The organism is Desulfobacula toluolica Tol2 (assembly GCF_000307105.1).
GTDB classification, from domain to species: Bacteria; Desulfobacterota; Desulfobacteria; order Desulfobacterales; family Desulfobacteraceae; genus Desulfobacula; species Desulfobacula toluolica.
In genome coordinates this window covers 2035241-2058149 of record NC_018645.1, presented here as the reverse complement: position 1 = coordinate 2058149, position 22909 = coordinate 2035241, and the positions used below count along the sequence as shown (strand labels likewise).

18 protein-coding genes and 1 pseudogene are annotated in these 22909 nt (G+C 40.4%); 15 read left to right on the top strand and 4 right to left on the bottom strand.

Annotated elements, in window-relative coordinates; genetic code table 11:
- Positions 1–13 precede the first annotated feature (13 nt).
- Positions 14–1417, bottom strand: a complete 1404-nt coding sequence (locus TOL2_RS09460; protein WP_014957268.1) for a sigma-54 interaction domain-containing protein — start codon at positions 1415–1417, stop codon at positions 14–16.
- A gap of 268 nt (positions 1418–1685) precedes the next feature.
- Between TOL2_RS09460 and TOL2_RS09455 the strand changes: the two genes are divergently transcribed.
- The 8 genes from TOL2_RS09455 to TOL2_RS09420 all read left to right on the top strand — a co-directional run bounded on the left by TOL2_RS09455 (position 1686) and on the right by TOL2_RS09420 (position 9838).
- Positions 1686–2810 carry a rhodanese-like domain-containing protein gene (locus tag TOL2_RS09455; RefSeq protein WP_014957267.1) on the top strand — a complete coding sequence of 375 codons (1125 nt, stop codon included), beginning with the start codon at positions 1686–1688 and terminating at the stop codon, positions 2808–2810.
- A 43-nt stretch (positions 2811–2853) separates the two neighbouring features.
- Entirely contained in the window at positions 2854–3204 is a 351-nt protein-coding gene (locus TOL2_RS09450; protein ID WP_014957266.1) for a hypothetical protein, read from the top strand.
- Positions 3205–3377: 173 nt separating this feature from the next.
- The gene (locus TOL2_RS09445; protein ID WP_014957265.1) at positions 3378–5009 is read left to right on the top strand and encodes a tetrathionate reductase family octaheme c-type cytochrome; all 1632 of its coding nucleotides are present in this window, start codon (positions 3378–3380) and stop codon (positions 5007–5009) included.
- Positions 5010–5654 (top strand): cytochrome b/b6 domain-containing protein, encoded by a 645-nt coding sequence (locus TOL2_RS09440; RefSeq protein WP_014957264.1) that lies wholly within the window; start codon positions 5010–5012, stop codon positions 5652–5654.
- A 485-nt stretch (positions 5655–6139) separates the two neighbouring features.
- Positions 6140–7453, top strand: coding sequence for a cytochrome ubiquinol oxidase subunit I (locus TOL2_RS09430; protein WP_014957263.1), 1314 nt, complete (start codon positions 6140–6142; stop codon positions 7451–7453).
- Between the two features lie 108 nt (positions 7454–7561).
- Positions 7562–8590 (top strand): cytochrome d ubiquinol oxidase subunit II, encoded by a 1029-nt coding sequence (cydB, locus tag TOL2_RS09425; protein WP_014957262.1) that lies wholly within the window; start codon positions 7562–7564, stop codon positions 8588–8590.
- Between the two features lie 59 nt (positions 8591–8649).
- Positions 8650–8808 (top strand): rubredoxin, encoded by a 159-nt coding sequence (gene rd, locus TOL2_RS24095; protein ID WP_083863545.1) that lies wholly within the window; start codon positions 8650–8652, stop codon positions 8806–8808.
- 211 nt (positions 8809–9019) lie between these two features.
- Entirely contained in the window at positions 9020–9838 is an 819-nt protein-coding gene (locus TOL2_RS09420) for a DUF3786 domain-containing protein (protein ID WP_014957261.1), read from the top strand.
- Here the strand turns inward: TOL2_RS09420 and TOL2_RS09415 are convergent.
- Positions 9789–10166 carry a cyclic nucleotide-binding domain-containing protein gene (locus TOL2_RS09415; RefSeq protein WP_041279389.1) on the bottom strand — a complete coding sequence of 126 codons (378 nt, stop codon included), beginning with the start codon at positions 10164–10166 and terminating at the stop codon, positions 9789–9791. The two genes, TOL2_RS09420 and TOL2_RS09415, sit on opposite strands and share 50 nt — an antisense overlap.
- 554 nt (positions 10167–10720) lie before the next feature.
- Here TOL2_RS09415 and iorA point away from each other — a divergent pair.
- The 4 genes from iorA to TOL2_RS09395 all read left to right on the top strand — a co-directional run bounded on the left by iorA (position 10721) and on the right by TOL2_RS09395 (position 15200).
- Positions 10721–12571 (top strand): indolepyruvate ferredoxin oxidoreductase subunit alpha, encoded by a 1851-nt coding sequence (gene iorA, locus TOL2_RS09410; protein ID WP_014957260.1) that lies wholly within the window; start codon positions 10721–10723, stop codon positions 12569–12571.
- A gap of 26 nt (positions 12572–12597) precedes the next feature.
- A complete protein-coding gene (locus tag TOL2_RS09405) occupies positions 12598–13197 on the top strand; it encodes an indolepyruvate oxidoreductase subunit beta (protein WP_014957259.1) in 600 nt (199 codons plus the stop codon).
- Between the two features lie 225 nt (positions 13198–13422).
- A complete protein-coding gene (locus tag TOL2_RS09400; protein WP_014957258.1) occupies positions 13423–14415 on the top strand; it encodes a CoA transferase subunit A in 993 nt (330 codons plus the stop codon).
- A gap of 14 nt (positions 14416–14429) precedes the next feature.
- Complete coding sequence (locus tag TOL2_RS09395; RefSeq protein ID WP_014957257.1) at positions 14430–15200, top strand: CoA-transferase subunit beta; 771 nt, start codon at positions 14430–14432, stop codon at positions 15198–15200.
- A gap of 95 nt (positions 15201–15295) precedes the next feature.
- Here the strand turns inward: TOL2_RS09395 and TOL2_RS24620 are convergent, their stop codons facing one another.
- Complete coding sequence (locus TOL2_RS24620; protein ID WP_148278085.1) at positions 15296–15592, bottom strand: hypothetical protein; 297 nt, start codon at positions 15590–15592, stop codon at positions 15296–15298.
- A gap of 672 nt (positions 15593–16264) precedes the next feature.
- Between TOL2_RS24620 and TOL2_RS09385 the strand changes: the two are divergent.
- The 3 genes and pseudogenes from TOL2_RS09385 to TOL2_RS09375 all read left to right on the top strand — a co-directional run bounded on the left by TOL2_RS09385 (position 16265) and on the right by TOL2_RS09375 (position 22545).
- Positions 16265–17725: pseudogene (locus tag TOL2_RS09385) on the top strand (ISNCY family transposase).
- Positions 17726–18114: 389 nt separating this feature from the next.
- Complete coding sequence (locus TOL2_RS09380) at positions 18115–19728, top strand: hypothetical protein (protein ID WP_014957254.1); 1614 nt, start codon at positions 18115–18117, stop codon at positions 19726–19728.
- A 441-nt stretch (positions 19729–20169) separates the two neighbouring features.
- Positions 20170–22545 (top strand): HDOD domain-containing protein, encoded by a 2376-nt coding sequence (locus TOL2_RS09375; RefSeq protein ID WP_014957253.1) that lies wholly within the window; start codon positions 20170–20172, stop codon positions 22543–22545.
- 160 nt (positions 22546–22705) lie between these two features.
- Here TOL2_RS09375 and TOL2_RS09370 read toward each other — a convergent pair whose 3' ends face one another.
- Entirely contained in the window at positions 22706–22888 is a 183-nt protein-coding gene (locus tag TOL2_RS09370) for a hypothetical protein (protein WP_041279388.1), read from the bottom strand.
- Positions 22889–22909 lie beyond the last annotated feature (21 nt).

The window sequence follows — 22909 nt, the reverse complement described above, 5'->3', positions numbered from 1 at the left end:
CTGTTCAAAAAAATCATTTAAGTTGTATTCCATACTTTTTGATGCGCTTCCACACGGTTATCCGGCTGACGCCTAAAATTTTTGCAGCACGACTCTGGTTTCCGTCTGTCTGGCGAAGCGCATCAAGAAGCTTTTCTTTTTCAGACTGCCCTAACTTGATCGTATCCTCAAAGGTCGGATCATTGAAAACCGTATCTTTGGATGCCAAATATTTTAATGATCCGGTTTCTCCAGATGTATGGCTAATAATTTTTTCCGGCAAATGCTCCGGCCCGATGCTTTTCTCTCTTGCCAGAACAAATGCATACTCTATACTGTTTCTCAATTCCCTGATATTACCGGGCCAGGGGTATGCCACCATCAAGCGCATGGCTTCCGGCGTAATTCCCAAAATATTTTTCCCTGTCTTTTCTGCATGAAAATTGATGAAATGCTGGATAATCAGCGTAATATCATCTTTACGGTGACGAAGAGGCGGACAGGTCAACGGGAAAACATTGATCCTGAAAAACAGGTCTTCCCTGAATAATCCGTCTTTAATCAATTGTTCAAGGTTTTTATTTGTAGCCGTAATAATCCTGACATCAATCTGAATGGATTTATTGGCACCGACCCGCTGAATCATTTTTTCTTCCAGAACTCTGAGCAGTTTTACCTGGACTGAAAGAGGAATATCCCCGATTTCATCCAGGAAAATAGTTCCTTTGTGGGCCGCTTCAAACCGCCCTACCCTGTCACTGTCCGCACCCGTGTATGCGCCCTTTACATGGCCGAACAATTCACTTTCTAGAATATGTTCACTTAAAGCAGCACAATTGACTTTAACAAAAGGTTTTGATGCTCTTTCCCCGGTTTCATGAAGGGCTTTGGCAACCATCTCCTTGCCGGTCCCGCTCTCCCCTAAAATCATTACCGGCGTGTCCTGTGAGGCCACACTCTCTATAAGTTCATAAAGACTCTGCATTACCGGTGTTCTTCCAACTATGCCATGAAATCCGTCATCAATATGATACATTCTTTTTATGGATGCCAGTTCATTTTTATAATTAATATTTTCAGATATGTCTTTAAGGGTTTCAACAGCACCTATAATCTCTTTTTTATCATCAAACAATACGGTTGCACTCTTTATAATCGGTATGGTCCTGTTCTGCCTGTTGGTAATCAAACATTTTTTTTCCCTGATAAGGCCTTGGGAAAAAAGTCCGCACCAGTTTTTCCCTTTGCCTTTTCCGATAATCTTACAGCCCGTGCAATTCAAAATCCGGCAGGATTGGCCTTTGAGTTCTTCTTCAGTATAACCGGTGATCCATTGGGCCGTCTGGTTCGCTGCAACAAAACACCCTTTTTCATCAACAATAATGATGCCGTCCTGGACCGAATCAATAATATGACGCCATTGTTTTCCAATATCCATGTTATCCTCACAACATTAACAGTGTTAATCACAAAGTTAACACACAATTAACACATTTACAATAAAGCCACTTAATATCCCACGGCAAAATAAAAATATTACCCACAATTATTCTTTTAATTTAAACAGTTACAACAATCATAAATGAATATTTTATACTACGGCACACGCATTGCTTTAATGTAAACAAACTAAAACGAAACAAAAAAAACTTAAATGGTAACATTCATAACACGAACTTAAACCGATAAGACCTTAAGGAGATTCCATGAAAAAAAACAAGGCAAACATTTTTATTCTGACCTTGGTGACAGGCATTTTTCTATTAACAGGATGTACTGCAACAAATTCGATCAAAACCAGTGAAACAGCCAAAGAAGATATGTCATGGATGTTTCATGATACCGTTGATTCCCAATTTGTAAAAGCACACATGTCGGTTCCAATGCCTGAAAACGTTATGATTATTGACGCCAGACCGTATAAGGGGAAATATGTAAAAGGTCATATCCCAGGTGCAGTCAGCATCCCGTTTTCAGAATTTGACCAAAAAACTGATCTTCTGCCAAAAGACAAAAATGCCCTGTTAATTTATTATTGCCAGGGGCTTAAATGCAAACTCAGCCACAAATCCGCTAAAAAAGCTCAAAAGTCAGGATATAAAAACGTTAAAGTCTATGCAAAAGGATATCCCGAATGGATAAGCCTTAAAGGAAATTATCCTTCCGTAAGCGCCGGGTATGTGGCACAACAGATAACTGAAAACAAGACCGTAATCATAGATGCCAGACCACAGGAAACCAAGTTTGTCAAGGGCCATATTCCTACGGCAATAAATATTCCCTTTTCAAAATTTGATGCCCTTAAAGGAAAACTGCCCAGAGATCCGAACACTCCGATTATTTTCTATTGCGGAGGCCTTAAATGCAGGTTAAGCCATAAATCAGCCGTAAAAGCGATTGAAATGGGATACACAAATGTCTCTGTCTTTGCCAAAGGCTATCCTGAATGGAAAAAAACATATGGCGCATCCAATGAGACTGTTCAGGTAAAAGCCGGGGAGATTGAAGGTTCGATTGATATTGAACGGTTCAAATCCATTATCGCGAAAAACCCTGAATCCATAATGCTCATTGACGTAAGAGATGCTGATGAATTTGCAAAAGGATCGTTTAAGACAGCAGTTAATATTCCGGTTGAAAATCTTGAATCTAAGATCAAAAATTTTCCTGATGACAAACCCATTGTTTTTGTATGTTCAACCGGCGCAAGAAGCGGCGAGGCATTTTACATGACAAAAGATGTGAGAGAATCTTTAAAAGACGTTTTCTATGTTGAAGCTGAAATTGATTTCAAAAGTAATGGAATTGTTGAGATTAAAAAACCCAAATAAGGTCGAAACTACAAACAAATAAAATCTACAAAGGAGATATATCATGTTTAAAAAAAGTATTCTTACCATCACGGTTCTTATCTTTTCAATCGTTTCTTTTTCCATGGCATTTGCCTATCAAGGCCCTGACGGCAACAAAAGAAAAGGCAAATACACTTATCGCAAAGTATTCAAAGCCTGTGCGGCAGCAGGCATGATTGAATCCGCAACCCCCAGCATAAGCCCTGCAGACAAAACCATGGGGCAATGGAAAAATATTTTCGAAAATAAAACCTTTGACGAGTTCAAGTGTACGGACAACTGGGCAGCACTTTCCGACACTGATATTCTTGACATTTATTCATATTTCTATCATCATGCATCTGATTCACCTACACCTGCAAAATGCCAGTAAATGCCATGGGCAGACTTGGTATTTTTTACTTTGGTTTGCCCACAACAAAAATTGAAAGTCACTGTTTGAATTTTTGAAGACTTTCATATAAAAAAAGAAATAACAAGAAAGGGTGGTGATTTTATCCCGCCCCTATTATTACAAAAAAAGTTTAAAAATTCATGGAGCTGCCAATGAAAAACCGGTATTTAATAAAGCGCTGCCTGGCTTTTATTGCAACGATAACTTTCCTTTACTCCTTTCAAACCGCAATTGCATCACCACCCCAAAGCGGTGAAGAGGCATTAGGAAGAAAACTGGCCAGACAGGCGGTTAAAGGCAGTAAAAGGTGGAGTACGATTGACCATAAAAAAATCAAAGCTTTAAACAAAGATTTCACAACTGGAGAAGAAATCACTCAAGCCTGCTTGTCCTGTCATTCCGAAGCTGCAACCCAGTTTCACAAATCCATTCACTGGTCATGGCTTGCGTCGGAAGACAAGAACGATATACGCTACGGCAAGGCCGGGTACTCAGTCAATAATTTTTGTATTTCAGGCAATGCCATGGAAGATAAAGGCTGTCTGAAATGCCATCCCAGCTGGAATAAAAAAGGAATAAAAGGTGAGGTCAACTGCCTGAAATGCCATAATTCATCTGGATTTGATTTTACAGAAGCTTTTTCAGACATCAAGGCATTTTCAGAAGACAATGATCCTGAAACCCAAGAAATAGCAAAAGACATTCAGCAGGAAGTTAAAGAGGCAACCACCCAGGTAACGCTTCCCACACGAAAAAATTGCGGCAGCTGCCATTTTACCGGCGGCGGCGGAGACGGGGTAAAGCATGGAGACCTTGACACCTCCCTGACCAAGCCCAACCGTATGCTGGATGTACATATGGGCGTTGACGGTAAAGATTTTTCCTGCACCAGGTGCCACACAACAGTGGACCACCATATTGCCGGACGGATCTATACAAACCCTGCCGTTGAAACAAGAAAAAGCCTTATCGAAGATGATCTGGCACCCAAAATAACCTGTGTCTCCTGCCATAGCAGCGAACCTCATAAAAACGATTCAAAAATGAATGACCATACAGATGTAGTTTCCTGTCAGGCATGCCATATTCCAACATTTGCAAGGGTGAATCCAACAAAGATGTGGTGGGACTGGTCCAAGGCTGGAAAAATTAAAGACGGCAAACCCTATGAGGAAAAAGGCCCTTTTGGAAAAGCGATTTACAAATCCATTAAAGGCGAATTCAAATGGGAAAAAAATGTAGTGCCTGAATATTTCTGGTTCAACGGCTCTTTGACCAGCACCACGGCCAATGACATCATTGATCCGGCTCAAATCGTAAAGGTGAGCCACCCGGTGGGGGATAAAAATGATCCCGAAGCCCGTATTTTTCCATTTAAAATCCACAGGGGAAAGCAACCCTACGATAAAATCCACAAAAAAATGCTGGCCCCTATGCTCTCAGGCAAAAACGGATATTGGACTACCTTTGACATGAATGATGCAATTGAACACGGCAACAAAGCCATCGGCATTCCCTATTCCGGAGAATTTGATTATGTGGAAACCACATATGCGTTTCCCATCACCCATATGGTGGCACCAAAAGAAAATGCATTAAACTGCACCCAATGCCATGCCAGAAAAGATTCCAGACTTGCCAATATTACAGGATTGTATCTGCCGGGACGAAACAAATCCGATCTTTTTGATGCAATTGGCTGGATTTCCGTTTTTGGCGCCTTGGCAGGTGTATTGCTCCATGGACTGGGACGGTTTTTCACACGCAACGGCAAGGAGGATTAAATGGCGGATAAAAAAATCATCAAAATTTATCTTTACACACGGTTTGAACGGTTGTGGCACTGGCTCCAGGCACTGATGATCATCTGCCTGATTATTACCGGTCTTGAAATTCACGGCACATACCAGTTAATGGGTTTTCAGACAGCCGTCAATGTCCATAATTTTACGGGCCTGTCCTGGCTGATCATGTTTGCCTTTTTTGTTTTCTGGCTTCTGACAACAGGAGAATGGAAGCAATATCTTCCCACAACCAAAAGACTTTTTCTGGTCATCCGGTACTATGCCTGGGATATTTTTCAGGGAAAACCCCATCCGGTTCAAAAATCAAAAGGGGCAAAGCATAACCCGCTGCAGCGGCTGGCATATCTGGGAATCTCCGCCCTGCTGCTGCCGGTACAGATGATAACAGGATTACTATACTATCTGTATAATGATCTGTCAGGTGCCCTTTCCCTGGAAATTCTGGCCGTTATGCACATGTTGGTTGCACTTTTTCTATTAAATTTTTTAATCATTCATGTTTATATGACAACCACTGGCCATTCGATTTTCAGCCATATAGCAGGTATGATAACAGGATGGGAAGAGATTTACGAGACCACAAAAATTGCCGACTGGGAAACCCAGGCCACCCGAAAGAAATAAAAAGACGGCGGCAGGAATCTCTATTCCTGCCGCCGTCTTAAACCAACCCCCTCATCCTCCCTGACAATACGCAGTAACAGCCTTGACAAATTGCCTGCCACAACAAAACATAAAAATTGCCGCTTGAATTTTTCAAGACTTTCATATAAAAAGTTATACATTCATAACTTTATTGCATACAAATTACTTATGTCTCAAAAAAAACAGCCGACACACTATTGTTTCAAATCCCTTGCTTTCCTGATACGGATTTGATTGAATTTTTACTATGGGACACTCTGAAACCAAGATAACTACAAAATTGATCCAATAATCTAAAACGCCCTTGCCATAAGCCTGAAAATCATTTAATGTTCTGATATTCATCTTTTAAACATTTTATTTCAACCTCGTTTTTCTTGTATGGCATATTATTTGCTATTTTTTGAAAAAACATAAAAAAAGCTTTTTAAACAAATCAAAACAACTATTAATTGGAGGAATGTATGGACCCGGTTTTTCTATCAAGATTACAATTTGCCGCAGCAACCATGTTCCATTTTCTTTTTGTACCCCTGACCCTTGGAATTTCAGTTATAATTGCCTACATGGAAACAAAGTATGCAAGAACCGGGGAAGAGGTCTATTTGAGAATGACAAAATTCTGGGGCAAACTTTTTTTAATTAATTTTGCCTTAGGTGTTGTCACAGGCATCACCCTTGAGTTCCAGTTTGGAACCAACTGGTCAAGATATTCCGAGTATGTGGGAGATGTATTTGGCTCACTTTTAGCCATTGAGGCATCTGTTGCATTTTTTCTTGAATCCACATTCATAGGCATCTGGATTTTCGGCTGGAAAAAAATGTCAGCCAAAGCCCATGCAGGCGTTATGTGGGTTGTTGCAGCAGCAGGTAACCTATCCGGCATATGGATACTGACGGCCAATGGATTCATGCAAAATCCGGTTGGCTATACCATCAGAAACGGAAGAGCAGAACTGACTGATTTTTTTGCTGTTCTTTTTAATTATCACGGCATTCTTGAAATTTTACATGTTCTTCCTTCCGGCCTTCTGGTCAGCTCGTTTTTCATTATGGGAATTTCTGCCTATCACCTGCTTAAAAAGCAGGAAATCGATCTTTTCACCCGTTCTTTCAAAATCGCTCTCTTTGTTGGCCTTGCATCTTCAATCATAGTGGCTTTGGTTGGCGATTTTCACGGTGTCAACGTTGCTAAAACCCAACCCGCCAAGCTGGCTGCCATGGAATCCCACTGGGAAACCCAGACCCGGGCACCCATTGTTCTGTTTGCCATACCCGATGAAAGCCGGGAAAAAAATCTGATTGAGATTGGCTCAATCCCCGGCATCCTGAGCTTTTTAGGATTTCATGATTTTAATGCAACCGTTATCGGACTCAAAGACATTCCCAAAGATGAACGTCCGCCGGTTCTGCCCACTTTTATCGGATTCAGAACAATGGTGGGAATCGGCACACTGTTGATCCTGCTGACCATTTACGGATGGTTCAAAAGAGACAAGCTCATGGAAAGCCCCACATATCTGAAATGGATGCTGTTTTCCATTCCCTTGCCCTATATTGCCATAGAAATGGGATGGGTGGTTTCAGAGGTCGGCAGACAGCCCTGGATAGTTTATGGAGTTCTTAAAACATCAGATGCCGTATCCCCAATTGCCGGAAACCAGGTTCTGTTTTCCCTGATCGGTTTTATTGTCGTCTATGGCATGTTAGGGGCCCTGGGCTTTTATCTGATCAGCAAATATGCCAAACAAGGCCCTGAGGCCGCTGCAACCAAATAACTGCCAAGGGCATACTGGGTATTTGACCCGAATCTGCCACAACAAATAATGAAAGTTGCGATTTGGTTTGCTAAAACTTTTATATCAAAACATTACAGGAGTTTAAATATGTTACTTCAATATACTTGGTTTTACTTGTGGGGACTCTTATGGGCTGTATTTTTTATGACGGACGGGTTTGATTTTGGAATCGGGACACTGTATCCTTTTCTTGGCAAATCAGACCGGGACAAAAGAGTCATGATCAATTCCATAGGCCCGTTATGGGACGGAAATGAAGTCTGGTTGATCACTGCCGGGGGCGTCACCTTTGCAGCATTCCCCCAAGTGTATGCCACAATGTTTTCTTCCCTTTATACCCCTTTGATGCTGATTTTATTTGCCCTAATTTTCAGGGGAGTAGCCTTTGAATTCAGGGGAAAAATCGAAAGTAACGGCTGGAAAAAACTCTGGGATACTTTTATTTTCCTTGGCAGTTTTTTACCGGCTCTTCTTTTTGGAGTTGCATTTGCCAATATTTTTCAGGGTATCCCCTTTGACGGCGATGGCATTTATCATGGCAACACCTTAAAGTTGCTCAACCCTTACGGGCTTTTGGGGGGTGTTTTATTTGTCCTGTTATTTTTGCAGCATGGTGCAAACTGGCTCAACATCAAAACCACGGGGGAGCTTAGGGAAAGATCCATTTTGGTATCTAAAAAAATATGGCTCTTTCTGGTTCCTGTTGCCGTAATTTTTCTGATCGCAAGTTATTTTACAACCAGTCTTTATGAAAATTATTTTAAAACTCCTGCCATGTTCCTTGTGATCCTTGCAACAGTTGCTGCACTATTTGCAACCCGTTTTTTCATTGAAAAACAACTTTTTTTTAAAGCCTGGTTTGCATCAGCATTAACGATTGTGGGCGCGATATTCTTTGGAGTTATCGGACTTTTTCCTGCACTTTTTCCCTCCAGCATGGACAAAGCATTTTCATTAACTGCATTCAACGCATCATCAAGCCCCTTAACATTAAAAATCATGCTGGGCGTTGTCCTGGTATTTATTCCCATTGTCATTATTTATCAGGCCTGGGCCTATCATTTTTTCAAGGAGCCTGTCACACAGGAAGATCTTGATATGGATGAAGCATATTAATTCTATGCTTAATTATAAATGTAATATGATTAATCAATTATTAAAAAGGAGAATGTATTATGGACAGGTATGTATGTGACCTTTGCGGTTATGTGTATGATCCGGCAGACGGAGATCCCGATAACGGTATTGATCCTGGAACAACGTTTGAAGAGCTTCCCGAAGACTGGGTCTGCCCTATTTGCGGTGCCGGGAAAGAAGATTTTTCAAAAGAGTAACTGCTACGGGCAAACCTGGTATTGCATTCTGATATTGCGTCCTGGTTTGCCCACAACAAAAATTAAAAATCAAGATTGAATTTGTCGGGATTTTATTATAAAAATTGATTATAACCGCCAGACAGATTGTCTTTTAGACAAAATACTTTTTTCTTCCTGGCTTCTTGTATTAAATTTTACCAAATTTTATCTGAGAGAGGAGGAAACAACCATGGCACTTTCTGTTGTGGATCTTTATGTAAAAGTCCTGCCGAAAACAAATTGTAAAGAGTGTGGATACCCCACATGCCTTGCGTTTGCCGGAATGGTGGTATCTGAAAAATATCCGTTAAAAAACTGCCCGCACATTGCCCTGGAAATCTTGAAGCCGGCCCAAAAAGAGCTTGAACAACAATATAAAGAAGGTAAATGGCTGAAAAAAGACATGGCAAAAGAGGCCCTTGAATGGGCAAAACAACGGGTGGTCTCAATGCAATTAAAAGATATTGCATCCCGGATTGGAGCAAAGGTAACAACCGTTGACGATATGGATCAGATCACCCTTCCCTGCTTCAATAAAATTCTCCTGATAACCAAAGACAGCGTCCGGGATGCATCAGGCAACGAATTGACCCGCAATGAGCAGACATTTGTTTATATCCATATGGCCCAGGGAGGATCGTCCCATCCGGCAGGGAAAATGAAAAGCTTTAAGGAATTTCCCAATACCGTATCAAAAATAGTTTCCATGGAAAAGAATGTGGAAATTCCGCTTAAAAAAGCATTTGCATCCCATAGAACCGAACTCAAACAAGCTTGTGAAAATTCAGGCGGAGAAGATATTACTGCCCAATATGAATCCTGTGATCTTGCCTTCCGGTTTACAGCATTTCCAAAAATCCCGGTCATCCTTTTATTCCGTGACGAAGAGGACGGATTTGAAGCAGACATAAAACTCTTATTTGACGAAACCATTATTGAACACCTTGACATTGAATCAATTATGTTTTTAAGCGAACATCTTTGTCAGATGCTGCTTGGCAACACTTAATAATATCAAATTTGTTCACATCAATCTTAACGGCTTTCAAGTCAGTTGCACAGACCCCGGAACCGGAAGATGTGTATTTTCCTGACTCTGCCATGCTTGACCATCCAAATATTGTTCCGGGTTCAGTTAAGCTGAAATTCATAGAAGCTCCATTTTCAACTACCAGTTTAAGGTCTCCTTCCACAAGAATATAAAGACAGTCGGCAACATCTCCTTTTTCAAATATCCGGTCATCCTTTTTAAAGATCTCTTCAACACAGATATCTGCTGTCTGCTCCATTATTGCATAATCTATTCCTTTAAAAAGGTCTATTTCTTTTAGAATCATTTCCAATCTACTTTAAAAAACTCCACCTTAATCCGAATAAAAAATAAAACCTTATAGGGTTTAGCACACAACCGTACGTCTTAAAACGGTAAAAACAGGCAACAATGATAAATCAATGCAAGGATGGCCAAAAACACAGCGTGTATAAAAAGTATAGCAAAACACCTATAAAAACAGGTCTTGTTGTTAATATCAGAAAAAATAGTAAGTTAAATTAAAATAAGGTTTTTTTATGTAATTTGCTTATAAAATAAGTTAATATTCATATATATGGTTTCGATAGTTATGAAAATTTAAAACTTTTCCTTATAAAATTAAAATTAATACTTGACAAAAACATGCTGATTTGATTAGTCTAAAAACAAAGGATACGCGATCGTTCACCCTGAAGCTTTATACAACCGGTTGAAAAGGTTATTTTAATCCTATTTAAGATAACAGGGCGAGCGATGATACAGGAAACTCAGGAAACTGGATATTGACGTTATCCATTGAAGACGTGGAAAAGTTATATTCATAGTGATTATAAACAGCTCTTAAATTAAGGAGAACAGATGCACAAATTATTGAATGACAGCCCGGGTGAAAAAATCATGCTCCTGGGGAATGAAGCCATCGCAAGAGGTGCTGTTGAGGCGGGTGTGGCATTTGCCACAACTTATCCGGGCACCCCTTCTTCTGAAATTTCTTTGAATCTTTTTCAGATGTCTCAGGAATCAGACCTCTATTTTGAATACAGCACCAATGAAAAAGTCGCTCTTGAAGTTGCGGCTGCTGCTGCCAATTCAGGACTTCGCACCTTTTGCATGATGAAACATGTGGGATTGAATGTTGCGGCTGATCCTCTGATGACTCTGGCCTATGTCGGTGTGACCGGCGGCATGGTGATCCTGACAGCTGATGATCCGTCCATGTTTTCAAGCCAGAATGAGCAGGACAACCGTTATTATGCAAAATTCGGCAATCTGCCCATGCTTGAACCCTCATCCGTACCTGAAGCAAAAGAGATGATCAAGTATGCATTTGAACTTTCAGAGGAACTCAATCAGCCGGTACTGTTAAGAACCACTACCAGAATCAACCATTCCAATGCCTATGTGACCTTTGGTGATATAAAACCAATGCAAACCAAAGGCAGATTTGAAAAAGATCCGGGCCGATGCGTTACTGTTCCGGTGGTCTCAAGGCAACTTCATGTCAAAGTGCTTGAGAAGATGAACAGAGCAAAAGGCATTGCTGAAACCTCCGAGTTTAACTTGATTGAAGGATCTGGAAAATTTGGTATTATTGCCAATGGTGTCAGCTATCACTATGCTCAGGATGCCGTAAAAGATCTTGGTATTGAAAACGATGCAAAAATTTTACGCCTGGGATTTTCCAACCCCATGCCGGAAAAACAGATCAAAGATTTTCTGGCAGATTGCGAAAAAGTCCTTATCATCGAAGAAGGTGAACCTTTCATGGAGGAAGCTGTAAAAGCCTTTGCCCAGGAGGCCGGGATAATCATACCCATTAGTGGCAAATCAGAAGCATTGTTCTCACGCCTCTATGAATATGATCCTGCCATGGTCAGAAAAAATATGGCTGATTACTTTGGTATTGAGTACACACCAAAAGAGAAATTGTCTGTCGACAATGTTCCTGAAATTCCCATGCGTCCACCAAATCTTTGCTCCGGGTGTTCACACAGAGCAACATTTTATGAGATTCAGCAGGCAGCCAAAGATATGGATATCATTTGCCCCAATGACATCGGATGTTATACCCTGGGGTTTATGCCGCCTTTAAGTACGGGTGACTTTGTGATCTGCATGGGTTCTTCGGTCAGCTCTTCCTGCGGATTCGGACAGGCCACGGACCAGAAAGTGGTCTCGGTTATAGGCGATTCCACTTTTTTCCATTCAGGCATGACAGGACTTGTCAATGCCGTATTCAACAACCATAATTTTACCCTGGTCATCCTTGAAAATGATATCACGGCCATGACCGGACACCAGCCCCATCCTGGTGTGGACATGGAAAGATTCGGCCTGGACGGATTCGGTCGGGTAAACATAGAAAAACTGGTGAGAGCCATGGGAGTAGAGCATGTTTCCATCGTCAAACCGTTCAAGGTAAAAAAGAGCATTGAAACGATCAAGGAAGCTCTGGCATACCAGGGTGTTTCCGTTATTATATCCCAGGAACCGTGTGCTTTGTATGCAAAAAGCTTGAAATTGCTGAAACCCAGAGCATTTAAAGTTTCCGATAAATGTGTGGATCACAAGGATTGTATCAACACCATTGCCTGTCCGTCCTTCTATCTTGAAGACGGAAAAGTGAAAATTGATGCAGATACCTGTGTAGGGTGTGCGGTTTGTGCCCAGATATGCCCTGAAAATGCGATCACGCCTTTAAAAAAATAACCTTTAAAAAGAGGATGATATAAACAATGGAAACAACCAGATTAATCATGGTAGCAGTGGGAGGCCAGGGCAACCTTTTGGCATCCAAGGTGTTGGGTGAGGCGGCACTGATTTCAGGCGTGCCGGTCAGAATGAGCGAAATACACGGGATGGCCCAGCGGGGTGGTGTTGTTGAATCAGCCATAGTTTTTGGAGATGCAACCAGTTCAATTATTTCTGATGGTGAGGCAGATATCCTGATGGGATTTGAACCTGCTGAAACATTGAGAGCCTTAAACCGGTGCAGCAAGAATACAAAAGTGATCACAAATACGGCAACCCTGCCGCCTTTTACCGTATCCATCGGCAAAGGAGTTTACCCGGAAGTTGAAAAGACCAAGGAACTGCTCAAAGAAAAATGCGCAAGCCTTGTTGCCATTGACGCAATGAAACTTGCCAAAGAAGCCGGAACCCCCATGAGTGTAAACATTGTTCTTTTAGGCGCCCTGGTACAGTCAGGCGGGCTTGGGTTCACAAAGGAAGATGTGATCGAAGCCATTAAAAGAAGAACAAAGAAGGCGTTTTTAGACATGAACCTTAAAGCTTTTGAAATGGGATATGAAGCTGCACAAAATTATAGCAGTTAACATTATAGAAACTTTGGGGAAATCAAAACAGTGCGTTATGCCTGTAAACGATTTCCCCCATTCTATAATTACAAAAACACAAAACTCACCATAATTGCTGTTCTTTATAAAGGAGGCAATACTCAAATCCTAAGCTATTATGGCAGTCATCAGCAGAAAGAATCAAAACACTAACATGTATTACTTCATGAATCTTGTGAACAAGAAATAAGGAGAAAATGGAAAATGGAATTATTGGAAAGTGGGGTGGGGCAACTTTTTACAGACCCTGATCCGGACAATGCCCGAGCATTTTTCAGAACCAAATCCCGAAAAATGACGAACAAGCTTATGACAGTTAAAGATGCGGTGGAAAAATTTACGCATGATGAAGACTATTTGGCCATTGGTGGATTTGGTGCCAATAGAATCCCAACGGCAATTTGTCATGAACTTTTAAGGCAGGGACGCAAAAAAATGGGATTTGCCGGACATACGGCAACTCATGATTTTCAGATTCTCTCGGCCGGAAAAGTCTTTAATCGACTTGATGCATCGTATGTAGTGGGACTTGAAGCAAGGGGGTTGTCACCCAATGCCCGAAAGTACCTGCAAAGCGGGGAAGTGGAAGTCACGGATTGGAGCAACTATGGTCTTGCTGCCCGCTTCAAAGCTGCAGCAATGGGTGTGCCATTTTTACCGATTCGAACCTCATTGGGAACGGAAACCTACAAATACAGCGCAGCTAAGACAATCGAATGTCCGTTTACAGAAGTACCGTATATGGCGGTTCCTGCTTTGTACCCTGATGTAGCAGCCATTCATGTGCATGCAGCGGATGTTTATGGAAACTGCCAACTAAAGGGTATTACCATATCAGACCTGGATGTTGCCAGAGCCGCTAAAAGATTGATTATCACCACTGAAAAAATCATTTCAAACGATGATATTCGCAGAGAACCCATCCGCACAATAATCCCATATTACCTGGTCGATGCTGTTTGTGAGGTTCCATATGGCAGCTATCCTGGCAATATGGCCTATGAATATTTTTCTGATGAGGAGCATATTCAAGAGTGGATGCGGTTGGAAAAAGATCCTGAGGCATTTAAGGAATTTCTGGATAAAAATATTTACCAATGCGAGACCCATTTTGATTATCTCCAAAAAAACGGGGGGATGGAAAAAATGAGGAAACTCAGGCAAAAAGAGTTGCTCGTTTCGGAAAATAAAGGATAAGGGGGGAAAAAAAAATGCCTGAATATAATACAATGGAATTAATGGTGTGTGTAGCATCGCGTGAATTAGAAGACGGAGTTTCCGTAGGCGTTGGAACAGGCGTACCCTGTGCGGCAACCATGCTTGCGCAAAAAACCCATGCCCCGAATATTATGATCGTTTTTGAAGCTGGTGGAGTAGCCCCATTAATGCCTGAAATGCCTATTTCAGTGGGTGATTCAAGGACGTTTTGGAAAGGAGTCATGGCAACCGGCATGCCTGACATTATGGAAACATGCGCCAGAGGCTTAGTAGACTATACGTTCCTCGGCGGTGCCCAGATTGATATGTACGGAAATATGAATTCAACCCAAATCGGATTGGACCGTAAAAAACCAAAAATTCGGCTTCCAGGAAGCGGAGGCGCTAATGACTTTGCGTCGTTGTGCTGGAGAACCATGGTGGTAACAGTACAGGACAGCAGGCGATTTGTTGAAAAATGTGATTTCATAACAACCCCCGGCTGGCTTACGGGAGGAGATTCAAGAGAAAAATCCGGCCTTCCAAAAGGCTGCGGCCCCTATAGAATGATCACCAATATGGCGGTAATGGATTTTGAACCGGAATCAAAAAGAATGAGAATTATTTCAATAAATCAGGGATATTCGGAAAAAGATGTCCAGGATAATTGTGGATTTGAATTGTTGAAAGCTAACAAAATTCTTGAAACTAAACCCCCTACTGAGACTGAACTTCGCATACTCCGGGAGGAAGTAGACCCTAACAGATATGTTATCGGGCGATAATCACCCGTATTAATAAAAAGACAGGCTGTGGTCATTGATCATGGCCTTTTTTTGTGTTTTTTCAAACAAAGCTATTCCCTTTGGATTATTCCAAATCAATTGGGTGTAAACCAACCCTGCATCCAAAATTCATTCCACCAATCATTGGCTCTCAAAATTCTCAAGTCAAGCATTGGATTTATTGAATTCGGACTCCAAGTTGCCCCAGGAATTTTCAATCTTTTTTGTGGAACTGATTTATGGGCACTCTCTATTTCTCCAGACCCTATCGGATAGCCCATAGATTTAAAATTTTCGTAATTTAATGAGTCATAGAATCGCTTAATGTAACCTATTAGACGTTTCAAACGGTTATTTTGATTTTTTTCATATTGTTCTTCAAGTTCTTTCACGACAGTTTCGACATCTCTCTCAGAAATGGCTTTAATCTTGGTTTAACCCAGCCCGGTCGATCCTTTTGCCTTAATCCGAGTTCTTCGGTCGTTTCATAAAACCGAAATGGTCTTTGGTGTCCTTTCGGTGAGCATGCGTGAAATTTATTTACGGGTATGTTACCAATGTTTCTTAATACAGCATGAGGTTCAGCATGAATTTGTCCAGAGGCTGTGAACCATGAGCCCCTGATTAATTAGTGCTTGACCGAAAATTCGAATCGCTTAATTTTACTGCGGTCATAGTGATTGTAACGGTTTGAAATTATTACTAACTTCTTAAAAAAAGCTTTACTTATCTGAATTACTAAGTTGTAATAAATCCTTGTAATCATAAAGGATTATATAATATTGCTTCATAGGCAATCCATACAAAAAGGGTGTGTCCCACCTTTTACATAATATGATCGTCTCATTCAAAAAAGAAGGTTCAAAATCAGCCTGAAATCGAATTTTATGAAAATTTGATCGCTTTTTTACTCTTGGAGTGATGTATAGCAACCATTTTTCAGGAATATAAGCCCTTTTTAACGAATTTATAAGAATTTTAAGATTGGTCTGATTTTTGCTAATGTCAAAGCTGGGACACACCCTACAAAAATGGCCAAAGGTCAAAAAAATTTCGAGGTTATTTTGCGTAAAACTTTTGAGTTCCAAATGACATTCGGGCAAACTCCTATTGACCAGATTAAAATTGATATGAGAGCCAGGGATGAAATCCCCAAGCTTCTGTTAGGACTTCAGCACATTTATTGCCATAAAGAACTCCGTCAGAAAGTTTTCGAAATTTTCAAAAAGATGATCCTGGAGAATGTGGATTCAAAAAACGGCCAGCCTGGAATGGAGTTGTGGAAAATTCTTGTCATGGGTACCATTCGACTCAACTGCAATTGGGATTATGATAAACTCCAGGATATCGTCAACAATCACCGAACCATAAGACAGATGCTCGGTCACGGATTGATGGATAATGATAAAACATACCCTCTTCAAACTTTAAAGGACAATGTTAAGCTTTTGACACCTGAAATTCTTGATCAAATCAACACCTTGGTTGTCGAAGAAGGCCATAAACTTCTGGTAAAAAAAAGACCAGACGTTTATGGGACGATGTGATTCATTCGTTGTTGAGACCGATGTTCACTATCCCACAGACATCAACCTGCTTTTTGATGCTGTCCGGAAAATGATTCAAATTGCTGCAATTATCAGTCAGAGCCTGGGAATGAGTGTGTGGCGGCAATCCGAGTATAATATCAGATCATTTAAAAAGCTTTATCGGCAGGCTCAGCGATTAAAACATTCCACTTCAAAAGATGAAAATAAGAAAGCCCGGAGGCTCAACTGGTCATTGACGCTCATCAAACGTATATTGAATCTGCCGAAAAATTCATACGAAAGTCAATTTGGACCATTGAAAACATTGATTCATATGATCCGGTGTGCCTGGCCAAAATAGAAAAGTTAAAAAACTATATCGGCCATGCCATCCGCCAAGTCGATCTGATTCGGCGGCGTGTTATTCAGGGTGAAAAAATTCCGCACAATGACAAGATTTTTTCTATTTTTGAACCCCATACGGAATGGATTTCAAAGGGGAAAGCCGGTGTTCCCCAGGAACTGGGACTGCGGGTTTGCATCCTGGAAGATCAATACGGCTTTATCCTGCACCATCATGTGATGGAAAAACAAACCGATGACAAGGTGGCCGTTGCCATGGTCGATGCGGCACGATATAAATTCCCCAACCTCAGGAGATGCAGTTTTGATAAAGGCTTTTACAGTCCCGCCAATAAAAAGGAACTGAGAAACAAGCTGGATGTTCTGGTACTCCCGAAAAAAGGAAAACTGAACAAAATTGAGCGTGAAGAAGAAACAGCCGAGATTTTTGTCCAATCCAAGAGAAAGCATTCAGCAGTGGAATCCGCTATCAATGGACTGGAAAACCATGGATTAGACCGGTGCCCGGATCATGGCCCTCTCGGTTTTAAACGGTATGTCAGCCTCGCTGTTTTGGCACGGAACTTCCAGATTATCGGGCATCATATACAACAGAAAGAGTTGAAACGGACTCAACGACGTAAAGCTGCTTAAACTCAGCAGTTATAGAAAATTAGAAGCATTACCAACAAGAGAGTTGCGTCCAAAATCAAGTAAAATCGTCAAAGAGCGATTGAAATGAACTCGTTCCACCCATTTATATCAGCATGGGTGAGGGAGTGGTGAAAATTTAGCTGGCCTGAGGAGTCCGAAACTCGGGTTTCCGGTCTGGCACTAACTATACCGCAACCCAATGGAACTTGTCGTTTCTTTGGCTTAGAATCTTTAATTTTATCGGAGTTTCCCGAAAAATAAAGGATGCCATATTTTGTTGTTTACATTGGGTTCCATATGTTTTAAATTTTTCAGTTAATTAAGTTTGAAGTATTGGGGTTGAAATTTGAAATATTGGGGTTGAAAATAAAAAACAAGAGAGAGGTTCTATGGCTTCAGAAGCAATATCCACTGATAGTATTAAAAAAATCAAAGCACAGTTTGAACAAATAGCTGTAAAATCAGGACTGGATCATGAACAGTTCCATTCCATCCTGCATGCTTTTTGTTGTGAAAACACTCTGGATGTAAGTGAAGACAAACATCTGGTTCGTGCAGAATTAAACCGGCTTCAACTGGTTTTGGAAAATTTAATCACCCGGGCTGAAGACCCGGATGCTGAAACACGAAAATTATTAACCGTCCAGGATATGGGAGTGTTATGGCACTGTCTTAAAGGTATTTCAAAAGTTTTAATCAGGAACATTAAACCGGTAATTGAATCCAGAAGACAACTCAGAAGGCAGGCCAGGCTGGAAGGTCAGCTTTTTTCACTTCCCAGGCAAAAAGCACTGAGCATAGGTGAAGTAACAAAAAAACTTGAAGCTGAAAACTCGTTACTGAAAAGCAAAATAGAAGAAATGATCCGCATTGCAGAAGAAGCGGAATCAAAGAATAAACAAGCCATTGCAGACCTCAATTCAAAACAGAAAACACAAATTGACTCCTTGAATTCCAAAATAAAAGAGATGACTGATGCAGCCAAGGAAGTTGAAGAGCATCACAATAAAATTATTGCCGATCTTGAAGCCAAAAATAAAAAAGAGATTGAAGATCTAAACAAAAAAACAGAAGAAATGGTTGCTGCCGCGACAAAAGAAGCTGATATTCTTAACCGGAAAAACACAGAAGAGCTTGAGACAAAACATCAACAAGCCATAGAAAAACTTGAAGTAAAGCATCAAAATCAATTGATAGCCTTGACTGACAGAGAAAAAGAACTCACTGCCGCTGCAAATGAAGCTGATATTAGCCACAAAAAAATCATTGAAGACCTTGAAACAAATCATCAAAACAAATTGCAAGCCTTGAACATAAAAATAGAGAAACTCACAACCACTGCAAGTGAGGCCGATATCAGAAACAAAAAAACCGCAGAAGAACTTGAGACAAAATACCAGAAAGCCATAGAAGAACTTGAAGCAAAGCATCAAAAAAATATAAAAGAACTTGAGGTAAAGCATCAAAATCAATTGATAGCCTTGACTGACAGAGAAAAAGAACTCACTGCCGCTGCAAGTGAAGCTGAGGCAGACCACAAAAAAAGTATTAAAGACCTTGAACTAACATACCAGGGAAAAATGGCAGAAATTTCGGAAAAGTTAAATCGTAAATATACAGAAAAACAGACTGCCTGGGATATCCTTGAAAAAAATCTTAACAACACAATTGCAGAACTCACAGAAACACAGACACAACTTTTAAGCAAAAATGACAAACTCACAAAAGAGTTTGACCAGACCAAACAAAATATGGAAGAGACGTACCAAAAAGAAATTGAAACTCAGGTGGAAAAATCCATCCTGACGGCAAAGGAAAAAGCTGACACCAGGGAATCGGAACTTCAGGACGAGATCAAAAAAATCCGGGAAGATTATGAAAAAAAGATAAACGACCTTGAAGAAAAAGCAATCAAAGCAACACCGAAAAAAAAGAAGACTCCGGCAAAAGCCCAGAAAAAAGCCAAATCAAAGGCAAAAAAAGCTACAAAGGTAAAAGCTTAAATCCTTGAACCCCGCGGGTTGGGCCGGACCCCAAGCCCAGCCCGCAAACTTTGCAAACCCTTCTGAAGATCTTCTCATTTGAAATGCTACAAATACGATATAAATTTCAGCAACCAGCCAACTCTTAACTTGTGTATTTCCCTTTTTCTATAACAGCCATGGGCAAACCTGGCATTTTATTTGAAATTTACCCGCAACACAACCTTAAAGAGATCTGATTTCAACAGGTTAAAAGTCCTTTTATGTGAAAGTCTTAAAAAATTCATAAAGAGACTTTAAATTTTTGTTGTGGGCAAATATGAGCAAAAACCCAGGTCTGCCCGTGGCAGTTATATAAAAAGTTGAAAAATAAAGGCAAACTGATTATTGTATGCAAAATATTTTTGTTTAGAAACAAACAGATACTTATAACAAAGGGTCATATTTTTTAGGATGTCAAAAATGCAAGATAAATTAAATCTCCCTTCGGAGTCAGATATAAAAAAAAATCTCACGTTAGATGATAAAAAATTGCCAAGCTTTCCATATGTAGCTGCAAAGCTGCTCAAAATCTCCGGGGATAAAACATCCTCTCTGCAAGACATATCAAAAATTGTGGAAACAGATCCGAGTATTTCCATCAGGGTACTTGAGATTGTCAACTCAGCCATGTACGGACTTGGAAAAAAAGTTACATCCCTTTCTGAAGCTGTTGTGTTTTTAGGCGTGGATGAAATAAAAAGGCTGGCTATCGGGATGACGGTCTTTGAAAAAATGTTCAAATTCGGCCATGCCAAACAGTTTGACAGGCTCCTTTTCTGGCGGCATTGTATTTGCGTTGCCGTATTAAGTATGGAAATTGCCAAAGAAACCGGATATGCTGACCCTGAAGAAGCTTATATTGCAGGGCTTATTCATGATATAGGCAAAATATTTCTCGATATCAAAGGCAAAAAAGATTATAATGACTTCATCCTCGAACTATCCTTATCTACAGATCTGGTTATTGAAAAAGAACGCAGCACAATTGGGATAGGCCATGATGATGTAGGTGCTTTTTTCTGTTCATTGTGGGAACTGCCTGAAAAACTGGTCACCGCAGTCAAATATCATCACCAGCCCTTTGAACATAAAGACTTGACCCAAGAAGAGATGCAGTTGATTTCCATTGTCTCTTTAGCAAACTTGCTGTGCTGGATACAAGGAATCGGATCTTTTGATTTTATCCGTCCACCAGTCCTTGCTCCTGAAGTTGAAAAAACAATACGTCCGGACAAAATTGATATTATCAAATGCATTCTTCAAATGAACAAGGAAGTTGAAAATATTTCCAAATTTTATCATTTTGTTTTCCCATCCATCAGTCAGCTCAGGGAAAACTTACTCTGGGCCAATCTTAAACTTTCAAAAGCAAATACAAAATATTATTACCAGGAAAACCCCTTAACAAAATCCCAGGATATGGCTCAAACCAAAAAGTCAGGAAGCATGCCATCCGACATGGTACTTGAGCTTGGCAAACCCCTTGCCAAAGCAAAAAGCATCAAAGAAGTTCTCGATATCGTCATGTATCAGGTCGGCCTTATTTTTCAACCCCAGCACTGGTCTATACTGTTAAAAGATCAAAAAACCTCGGACATGGTTTTTTCTGTTGTGGTGGGAACAAATAAAAAAAAGCTGCAAGGCCTAAAGCTTCCCAAAGGAGAAGGGGTCGCAGGACATATCATGGAAACCGGAGAATCATTGATCATTAAAGATGTTGCACAAGATAAACGGTTCAGCGTACGGGTGGATAAATATACAGGATTTAAAACCAATTCTATCATAGGAACCCCGCTTAAAACAGATACAAAAATTTTTGGTGTTATTGAATTGATCAATCGAATTAATGAAGATCCTTTCACCCCAGGGGACTTGAAAATTTTATCCTCCATTGCTGAGTATGCTGCCATTGCCATTGAAAGATCTTATTATAATCAGGCCCTGACAAATCTTGCCACAAAGGATTCATTGACCGGCCTTAAAAACCGGTGGAGCTTTGAGCATGCCATCGGCAATGAAAAAAAAGTCCTTCGAAGGTATGGCACCATTTTTTCCATTTTGATTATTAAAATCAAAAGATTCCGGCGAATCAATGAAACAATGGGACAGTCTGCAGGAGATAAGATTCTGAAAAAAATAGCCTTGATTTTGAACAAAATCAAACGCCAAAAGGATGAAATTTTCCGTTATGGCGAGGACTCATTTATCCTGCTTTTGCCCCAGACATACGCGGATGGGACAAAAGCAGCAAAACAAAAAATCACAGACGCTTTTTCACTGGCTATTTGCCAAAAGGACACCTCACCAATACAAATAGATATCTTTCCCCATACTATGAGTGCTAAAGATTCGGGGCAGTTAAAAAATATTGTGGGTAATTTCCTGTCCAAATCAAAAGTTCTCTTAAACGAAGACACGATTGAAAATTTTGAAGACAGCCTGCATCCGATTCTGGAACAGGATCACACTGAAGCCTTCCCTGAAATTAAAAACAAACAGACCTTTGGCAAACTCGTATCATTAGGGGGAAGATTTATTCGTCTGAAGACAGGGGAGTCCGGCCATATCAGAGTGGAAAAACTGTCCATGCTGTCCATTGGTTTCAGAATTTCAAAATCACATAGAATACAAGTCAATGATTTTCTGGACATACAATTCACTCTGGACAATATAAATAAGGCCCTTATAAAAAGACGAATTATGGTCATAAAAATAAAAGGCAATTATATTGATGCGGATTTCTATAATCCACCCCCTTATGCAAAAAATCTTGGATTTTACCTTATGGGCGTTTGATCAGGAAGCAGTCCTTTATTTTAAACAAATTCAATGGCAAGGCTAAAGCCCTGCCATCAAAAAGAAGCTGCGATCAAAAAAGCGGGGAGAAATTTAACTCAAAACAATAATGATCCTTCCCGCCAATTCTTTCAACCAATGGGATTTCACCCCCCAAGCTTCAATCTTCAAGTGATACAATATCTGAAATATTCAACTCAAGCATTTTTATGCTCACCAGGGCTTTTTTTGAATTCCGTGCCAGGGCAGGAAACTTTTCTCCGTGTGCCTCAAGTTCAAGCAGCAACTCTTTTACCTTGAGGATTTTATCGTTAATTGCATTGATATCAGACGAGTTTTTCATGGCCGTCATTCCTTTTATTTG